The 7,649-nt window shown below is 40.1% G+C and carries 7 protein-coding genes, 5 tRNA genes and 1 pseudogene; 5 read left to right on the top strand and 8 right to left on the bottom strand.

Annotation, left to right across the window (positions count from 1 at the left end):
• From F0226_RS21820 to F0226_RS21800, 5 genes are all read right to left on the bottom strand, one after another.
• Nucleotides 1-105 (bottom strand): GTP-binding protein (locus F0226_RS21820; RefSeq protein WP_238928544.1); only part of this gene is annotated, 105 nt, incomplete at its 3' end.
• A 94-nt stretch (nucleotides 106-199) separates the two neighbouring features.
• Nucleotides 200-275: transfer RNA gene (locus F0226_RS21815), tRNA-Thr, on the bottom strand.
• Between the two features lie 14 nt (nucleotides 276-289).
• A tRNA-Gly gene (locus F0226_RS21810) sits at nucleotides 290-364 on the bottom strand.
• 38 nt (nucleotides 365-402) lie between these two features.
• A tRNA-Tyr gene (locus F0226_RS21805) sits at nucleotides 403-487 on the bottom strand.
• A gap of 46 nt (nucleotides 488-533) precedes the next feature.
• A tRNA-Thr gene (locus tag F0226_RS21800) sits at nucleotides 534-609 on the bottom strand.
• 207 nt (nucleotides 610-816) lie between these two features.
• On the opposite strand from F0226_RS21800, the gene coaA reads away from it, so the two are divergent.
• A complete protein-coding gene (gene coaA, locus F0226_RS21795) occupies nucleotides 817-1,740 on the top strand; it encodes a type I pantothenate kinase (protein WP_171737600.1) in 924 nt (307 codons plus the stop codon).
• Nucleotides 1,741-1,750: 10 nt separating this feature from the next.
• On the opposite strand, the gene birA is transcribed toward coaA, so the two are convergent.
• Together birA and murB are read right to left on the bottom strand one after the other, a co-directional pair.
• The gene (birA, locus tag F0226_RS21790) at nucleotides 1,751-2,716 is read right to left on the bottom strand and encodes a bifunctional biotin--[acetyl-CoA-carboxylase] ligase/biotin operon repressor BirA (protein ID WP_171737601.1); all 966 of its coding nucleotides are present in this window, start codon (nucleotides 2,714-2,716) and stop codon (nucleotides 1,751-1,753) included.
• Nucleotides 2,716-3,759 (bottom strand): UDP-N-acetylmuramate dehydrogenase, encoded by a 1,044-nt coding sequence (gene murB, locus F0226_RS21785; RefSeq protein ID WP_171737599.1) that lies wholly within the window; start codon nucleotides 3,757-3,759, stop codon nucleotides 2,716-2,718. The genes birA and murB overlap by 1 nt, the downstream gene beginning before the upstream one ends.
• 66 nt (nucleotides 3,760-3,825) lie before the next feature.
• On the opposite strand from murB, the gene F0226_RS21780 reads away from it, so the two are divergent.
• From F0226_RS21780 to F0226_RS21765, 4 genes and pseudogenes are all read left to right on the top strand, one after another.
• A complete protein-coding gene (locus F0226_RS21780) occupies nucleotides 3,826-4,257 on the top strand; it encodes a GNAT family N-acetyltransferase (RefSeq protein ID WP_171737598.1) in 432 nt (143 codons plus the stop codon).
• Between the two features lie 91 nt (nucleotides 4,258-4,348).
• Nucleotides 4,349-5,689: a CDP-diacylglycerol--serine O-phosphatidyltransferase gene (gene pssA / locus F0226_RS21775; protein ID WP_171737597.1), complete on the top strand. Its 1,341-nt coding sequence runs from the start codon at nucleotides 4,349-4,351 to the stop codon at nucleotides 5,687-5,689.
• 245 nt (nucleotides 5,690-5,934) lie between these two features.
• Nucleotides 5,935-6,348 (top strand): annotated as a pseudogene (locus F0226_RS21770) (transposase); the annotation flags it as partial.
• 92 nt (nucleotides 6,349-6,440) lie between these two features.
• Nucleotides 6,441-7,464 (top strand): IS630 family transposase gene (locus tag F0226_RS21765; protein WP_171737595.1). Its coding sequence is split into 2 segments (ribosomal slippage): nucleotides 6,441-6,895 and nucleotides 6,894-7,464, totalling 1,026 coding nucleotides; the frame shifts between segments, so codons are not numbered across the junction.
• A gap of 87 nt (nucleotides 7,465-7,551) precedes the next feature.
• Here F0226_RS21765 and F0226_RS21760 read toward each other — a convergent pair.
• Nucleotides 7,552-7,628 (bottom strand) — tRNA-Asp (locus F0226_RS21760).
• Between the last annotated feature and the right edge of the window lie 21 nt (nucleotides 7,629-7,649).

The raw sequence follows: 7,649 nt of genomic DNA, 5'->3' as shown, positions 1-7,649 counted from the left end.
TGTAGTACAGATAGCAGCAGTTAGAGTTGTTTTACCGTGGTCAACGTGGCCGATAGTACCAACGTTTACGTGCGGTTTCGTACGTTCAAATTTTTCTTTAGACATGGGGTGTCCCTCTAGGTACGGGTATTAGGTGGCATTAAGCCACGCAACCTTAAAAATGGCGTTAAGATATAAAAAGGAAAAGTATGCTTTAGACTGGTGCTAATACCCAGAGTCGAACTGGGGACCTCACCCTTACCAAGGGTGCGCTCTACCGACTGAGCTATATCAGCACACAAAAATGAGTTGGAGCGTGCAGCGGGAATCGAACCCGCATCATCAGCTTGGAAGGCTGAGGTAATAGCCATTATACGATGCACGCAACACGTAACTCTTTTGAGCTATTTAACCTTTAGAATATGGTGGAGGGAGACGGATTCGAACCATCGAAGGCAGTGCCGGCAGATTTACAGTCTGCTCCCTTTGGCCACTCGGGAACCCCTCCAAATTTTTTAGCTTTCTCTCATGGCCTGAATAACAGAAGGAGAAAGTGGTGCCGACTACCGGAATCGAACTGGTGACCTACTGATTACAAGTCAGTTGCTCTACCTACTGAGCTAAGTCGGCACAAGTGGGGCGCATTTTATTGAATGATTTTCCACCTTGCAATAGGAAAATTGAAAAAAATAAAAAAATCTTCAATATAGACACTTTAGAGTACTGTTTATCTCAAATTTTCGGAGATTATATTCATGCTGATCATTTTAGATATTTGATTTATGAACCGCTTGCTGTATTTTCCATTCAACTGATTTTCTTTCTATAGAGTGTTGTATGAGCCCATTTATGTCATTTGATCGCGCACATTGGTCTGATCTAAGAAATTCCGTGCCAATGACGCTATCAGAAAGCGACCTAAAAGAGCTTCAGGGCATTAATGAAAAGCTGACAATAGAAGAAGCCGTCGACATTTATCTTCCTTTATCGCGCCTGTTAAACCTCTATGTGGCAGCTCGACAGAATAGAAATTCAGTGCTTCATCAATTTTTGGATAAGAAAGAAACTGCGCCACCATTCATTATTGGTATCGCTGGCAGTGTGGCGGTAGGGAAAAGTACGACAGCAAGGTTACTAAAAGCTTTACTATCTCGTTGGGAAAATCATCCTAAAGTTGAACTCATCACGACTGATGGTTTCTTATACCCCAACGAAGAATTGCAAGCGCGAGGTTTAATGACCAAAAAAGGCTTCCCTGAGTCTTATGATATTAAGCGTTTAGTACAGTTCGTTTCAGACGTAAAAGCATGTAAGCGCAATGTGACAGCCCCTGTATACTCACATTTGACTTATAACATTACAGATGAGGAAAAAACCGTAGATCTACCTGATGTTTTGATCATTGAAGGGTTGAATGTACTTCAAAGTGGGATGAATTACCCACATGAACCACATAGAGTTTTTATTTCAGACTTTTTAGACTTTTCTCTTTATGTCGACGCTGACAGTTCGCTTATAAAAGAGTGGTATATCAATCGTTTTATGAAATTCAGAGAAGGGGCTTTTACTAAGCCCGGGTCTTACTTTAGTCATTATACAAAACTGTCAAATCAACTAGCTTTTGAGAAAGCAGAGAATATTTGGCAATCAATTAATGGGCTTAACCTAGAACAAAATATTTTACCGACTCGAGAACGTGCTCATCTGATCCTACGAAAAGGACAAAACCATACGGTAGAAGAAGTGCTTTTAAGAAAGTGAGCAATGGTAACTAATCATTTTTTCTAAGAGATATTTCTCCTCCTATGTAGCTCTCGATGCCATTAATCGTCTTAAGTAACACAGCGCCCTGTTCATTAATTCCCATGACTTCTCCCTCCACTTCTCTTGGACCAATTAATAACCGCACATTGCGACCTAAGAAATTATCTAAGCGATTCCACCTAGGGACAAACCCTGACATCCCATTTAATTCATAATCAGTTAAAGCGGTATGCCACGCTGAAATCAATGCTTGAGCAAGTTCCGTTCTATTGGGAATATCCCCGTCACAAACTTCTGTAAGTGATGTCCATGGCTGATCAATCCCCTTCACTTCCGATTTCATCGACATATTTAAACCTAAGCCAATGACAATGTTAGCTGCCCCGCCGGCTTGGCCCGATAGCTCAACCAATATCCCTGCAAGTTTCTTATCATTATAATAAAGGTCATTCGGCCATTTTAATTTCACGCCTTGAACCCCTATTTTTTCTAAGGCTTCAACAACGGCAACACCGACCACAAGGCTTAAACCCATAGCAGCAGCCATACCAGCATCAAGTTTCCAATACATTGAGAGGTATAAGTTTGCGCCAAAAGGGGACACCCATTCACGCCCACGTCGTCCACGACCAGCTGCTTGATATTCAGCAAGGCAAACTGAGCCAGAGGCGAGTTCATGTGTTCTATCAAGCAGATATTGGTTTGTAGAATCAATGATAGGTATCACATCGACAGATGCTTCACAGGAAGTTGCAATTAACGAATCGTGCTCAAGCATTTCAAGAGGGTTAGCTAATTGATATCCACGACCTTGTACTCGGAAAATATCAATGCCCCACTCCTGTATACCTTTAATATGTTTACTTACAGCGGCTCGTGAAATACCGAGTAGTTCACCAAGTTTTTCCCCTGAATGGAATTGTCCATCAGACAGGCACTTAAGTAATGTAAGCTTAGTAGTATGTTCTCTCATCATTGATTGTCCATAATTTCAGCCAAGTTGGTTTCGCATTTACTGCCAATGAAGCGGACTTCATGTTCCAAATCAATCTCAAAACGCTCAAATACCGCCTGACGAACTTTCTTTGCCAGAGTGATGACATCATCAGAAGTAGCCGGACCTACGTTAATAATAACGAGCGCTTGTTTAGCGTGAATTTGCGCCCCCCCTTCGGTCATGCCTTTAAATCCGCATTGATCAATGAGCCATCCAGCAGCAACTTTTACTGTTTCACCACAGGGGTAACCAACAATGTCGGGAAAGTTAGCTTGAACACGATCAAAAAGATCCTTGGAGATCACTGGGTTTTTAAAGAAACTTCCTGCATTACCTTGTTGCATCGGATCGGGAAGTTTTTCAGTTCGTATTTTGCAGACTTCATTAAAGATAGATTGAGCAGTTAAGTTATCAGTGCCAAGTTCTTTTAATGGCCCGTAGTGGTTACGTGCCTTCCAAGGCTTTTCTAAAAATAGTCCGATTGCAATGACGACTGCTTTTTCATATAAATCGTGTTTAAAAATTGAATCGCGATAGTCAAATAAACAGTCACCACGCGATAGTCGTTTAACTTTAAAAGTATCAAGGCAAAGGATATCGACATATTCACAAATATCTTTAAATTCAACACCATAAGCACCAATATTCTGAATAGGGGCAGACCCCGCACAACCAGGAATCATGGCTAAGTTTTCTAAACCTGCCATATTCTTTTCTACACTCCATTCAACTAAATCTGGCCAATCCTCTCCACCGGAAATATGTAACTTGAAACCATTAGATTCATCAGAGACCTTTTTCCCTAAAATCCTATTGATTATAACTACGCCAGAAAAATGCTTTGTAAACAGCATATTACTGCCTTTACCTAATATTAATTTAGGCAAGTTTTTCCACTGTTCTGATTTATAAACGGAAATAAGTTCTGCAATGGTATGAACTTCTACTAAAACATCACAGGTTTGATCAATCGAAAATGTATGAAAAGGTTTAAGGTTGGCGTTTAGATAAGATTGCATGGCGCTATTTAGTTAAATTACACTCAGTGTATTCTACAGCAGATAATTAAACAGCGCAGTGACAGAATGAACAATGTCGAAATAACTCAACTAGAGCCAATAAAAGTCCCACTGGTTAAAAAGTTTTATAAAGAACATTACCCAGCAGGTAAAGTAAACAAGAGCGAGTTGATTTACTCATTAACAAAAAACCATTCAATTATCGGTATTGTTCGCTTTAGAGCTATTGAAGAATATCGCCTATTAACGGGCATGGTAATTTCAACCGAGTTGCGTGGACAAGGTCATGGTAGCCTGTTAATGAATTATTGCGTCTCAAACATCCTCACTAACCAAGATTTCTGCTTTGCTTATCGCCACCTTGAAAGCTTTTACTCAAACCATGATTTCAAGAAAATAGATGCAGTAGATCTACCGAATAGCTTAAAAACATTATTTTTACGTTATACAAATAGCGGTAAAGATCTCATTCCGATGCACTTCCAAGCAAATTGTTAAAGAATGACTCGATTGTCTAGTCATTATGGGTATGACTTTGATAAAATTAGTGGTCCGCAATTTTGCATACTTTTAAGGTAAAACAGTCGATATGATTGCCAGTAGGAATCCATTAGTACAGCTGCCAACTTTGGCACAAGATCCAGATCAGTTTGATGTACTACTCTCAGCGCAAGAGTTCAGAACACGTTTACTTAAAGAAATATCGACAGCAACTGAGCGAATTTGTCTCGTTGCATTGTATCTAGAAGATGATGATGCAGGTCGTGAAATCATGACCGCTTTATATGAAGCAAAGCAAGTAAAACCAGAATTAGACATCAGTATTTGTGTTGATTGGCACCGAGCTCAAAGAGGCTTAATTGGTGCAGAGTCTTCTGAAGGTAATGCTGCAATGTATCGAGCATTTGCAGAACAATATAAACATTCCATCCCAGTTTATGGTGTCCCTGTTCGTGGTCGTGAAGTTTTTGGGGTTCTTCACCTCAAAGGTTTTATAATCGATGATTCGGTTATCTATAGCGGAGCAAGTCTCAACAATATCTATCTGAACTACCATGACCGCTACCGATTTGATCGCTACCATGTCATGAAAAACGCAGCTCTAGCAGATTCGATGTATGCGTATATAGAAGATGAGATGATCGCAGATAGTGCTGTCAATGACTTAGCAAAATCGAATAAACCAACTACAAAAGAAATTAAGCCTGCGATTAGACAGCTCAGATCAGCTCTAGCACGATCTCAATACCAATTTAACTCTCAAGAGATATCTTCAGAGCAAGTAGCAATAACTCCGCTGGTAGGTATAGGTAAGAGACGTAATAGATTAAATCAAGGTATCAACCAACTGATTGCACAGGCAAGAGACGAAGTATTCATTTGTACCCCTTATTTTAACTTCCCACCTAGCCTTGCTAAAGAAGTAAAAAAGGCACTTAAGCGTGGCGTCAAAATACGTATAGTGGTCGGCGATAAAACCGCAAATGATTTCTTTATTTCACCAGAAGAAGAATTCAAAACCATTGGTGGTTTACCTTACCTATATGAGGTAAACCTACGACGCTTTGCAAAAGCCAATGAGTCACATATTGCAAGTCGTAATCTTTCTATCCACCTATGGAAGCATGACAATAATAGTTTCCATCTGAAGGGGATTTGGGTCGATAAACGCTATATGCTGTTGACTGGGAATAATTTAAACCCAAGAGCTTGGAAGTTAGATTTAGAAAATGGGATTTTTATTCAAGATCACTACAACCACCTCTCAAGTAAGTTTCAAGGTGAAGTCGATAACATTCTTCAGCACACTCAGCTCATCTGCACCTATAAGCAATTAGAAAAAATTGAAACTTACCCAGATCAGGTTCAAAAGCTCATTCGGAAAATCACCAGAGTTAAAGCTGATCGAGTTTTAAAACAAATTTTATAAGCGCAAGCCCAGTATTTCGTATGCTGGGCTTATTTTTATAGCTTACTAACCACATAATAGAAGTTGCCTGATATTAAAGTTTACTCTGCGTCTCCCCTTTAATATCTAGCCATAAATACCTAAAGCACCTTCTTCCATTCATCAAAGCCCCCAAACAATCAGAAGAAACCCAAGAATCTTTTAAAAAATTCCACAGCCCTGGGCATATACACTTACAAGAAGTGCTTATTTAGTTTCAAGACGAAGCGAGATTTGGTCAACGCAATACCACAATGAAGATTTGGGCTAAAAAAGGAAGTCGGTCTAGAACTATTCAACAATCACAATTGGGGTTCGCTTATTTGTTTGGATCCGTGTGCATCAATACGGGCGAAGCTGAAGCGATGGTTTCTCCGCTAAGCATGACGAAGCGCCTTGAATTGCTCTCAACGGTAACACCTGCTGGTAAACATTCAGTGGTTATGATGGATCAAGCGAGCTGGCATCAAACACACTTAGCCAATCACTTTAAGTACATCACGATAATCCATATCCCGCCATTTTTACCAGAATTAAACCTGATAGAGCAAGTTTGGCAATTGCTTCGTCAATACAAACTAGCGAATAGATATTTTGAAAACTATGAACTCAGTGTGCAATGCTTGGAACAGCTTTTGTGAAGATAACCATCGTACACAAACAAAAATAGAAAAGCAGATAATACCAATTCCGATAATTTCATGATCTAATAAAGGTTCTTAAAGGAGTCCTTATGAAGCATGATTTTCCTAGTTTGATTAATTCCACATCCAATGCTCGACTTAGAATGCGTTATTTATCCGTTTCTCATTTTATTGACGGTAAAAGTCGCACTGAAATAGCTAAATACTTTAAAGTTAGCAGAGTAAGCGTCAATAAATGGGTCAAAGCATATCTCGATAATGGCTTTGAAGGACTTCAAGAGAAACCACATTCTGGTAGACCCCACCGCCTAACAGACGAGCAAAAATCACAGCTCAAAGAATATGTTATCGAACATGCCGTAAATGAGAGTGGCGGTCGTCTTCAAGCTAGAGACATTGGGCTCTATATAGAAAGCAACTTCAATACATCATATAAAAAGTCGGCGCTCTATCAGTTATTACATGACATAGGCTTGAGTTGGGTTACGACTCGCTCTAAACACCCTAAGCAGTCAGTTGAAGCTCAAGAATCTTTTAAAAAAATTTTCAATCGAAACGATCCTTAAGATCCCTGGTCACGTCCCCTTAAAAGATGTTCAAATATGGTTTCAAGATGAGGCTAGATTTGGTCAGCGCAATACAACAACGAGAATAAGGGCAGAGAAAGGTACGCGCCCTAGAGCAGTACAACAACAGCAATTTGAGTATGCATACCTTTTTGGAGCTGTATGTGTCACGACAGGAGAAGCTGAAGCTATAGTGGTTCCCCTTAGCAATATGGAAGCAATGAAAGAGCAACTCAGATTAATTTCTCAAGCCACACCAGCTGGCAAGCATGCTGTTGTGATCATGGATCAAGCGAGTTGGCACCAGAGCTATCTTTCTGATGAGTTTAAGAACCTCACCATAATTCATATCCCACCTTATTCTCCCGAGCTTAACCCTATAGAACAGGTATGGAGTTGGCTCCGTCAAAATGAAGTAGCAAATAGGTGCTTCGAAAACTATGACGATATCGTCGAAACATTATGTGGAGGATGGAATCGTTTTTGTGAAGATAAAAGCAGAGTCATCTCACTCTGCTTTAGAGATTGGCTAAAGTTGATAAGTTAATTAACGGAATTGGTATAAATACATTTCAGAATGGGACATGCTTAAACGTGAAAAGCCCTAGTCGTTAGACTAGGGCTTTTCAAATAGTGGCGGAGTGGACGGGACTCGAACCCGCGACCCCCGGCGTGACAGGCCGGTATTCTAACCAACTGAACTACCACTCCGCAGTGGTCAACTCACTAAGT

The sequence above is a fragment of the Vibrio sp. 99-70-13A1 genome (assembly GCF_013114625.1).
In the GTDB taxonomy this organism is placed as follows: Bacteria; Pseudomonadota; Gammaproteobacteria; order Enterobacterales; family Vibrionaceae; genus Vibrio.
Note: the sequence above shows the minus strand (reverse complement) of the source record. Positions and strands in the feature narration are given on the sequence as shown.

Coding starts and splice junctions, on each gene's coding strand:
- coaA (WP_171737600.1), top strand. CDS start 817: ATGAGCCCATTTATGTCATTTGATCGCGCACATTGGTCTGATCTAAGA.
- birA (WP_171737601.1), bottom strand. CDS start 2,716: ATGAGAGAACATACTACTAAGCTTACATTACTTAAGTGCCTGTCTGAT.
- murB (WP_171737599.1), bottom strand. CDS start 3,759: ATGCAATCTTATCTAAACGCCAACCTTAAACCTTTTCATACATTTTCG.
- F0226_RS21780 (WP_171737598.1), top strand. CDS start 3,826: ATGAACAATGTCGAAATAACTCAACTAGAGCCAATAAAAGTCCCACTG.
- pssA (WP_171737597.1), top strand. CDS start 4,349: ATGATTGCCAGTAGGAATCCATTAGTACAGCTGCCAACTTTGGCACAA.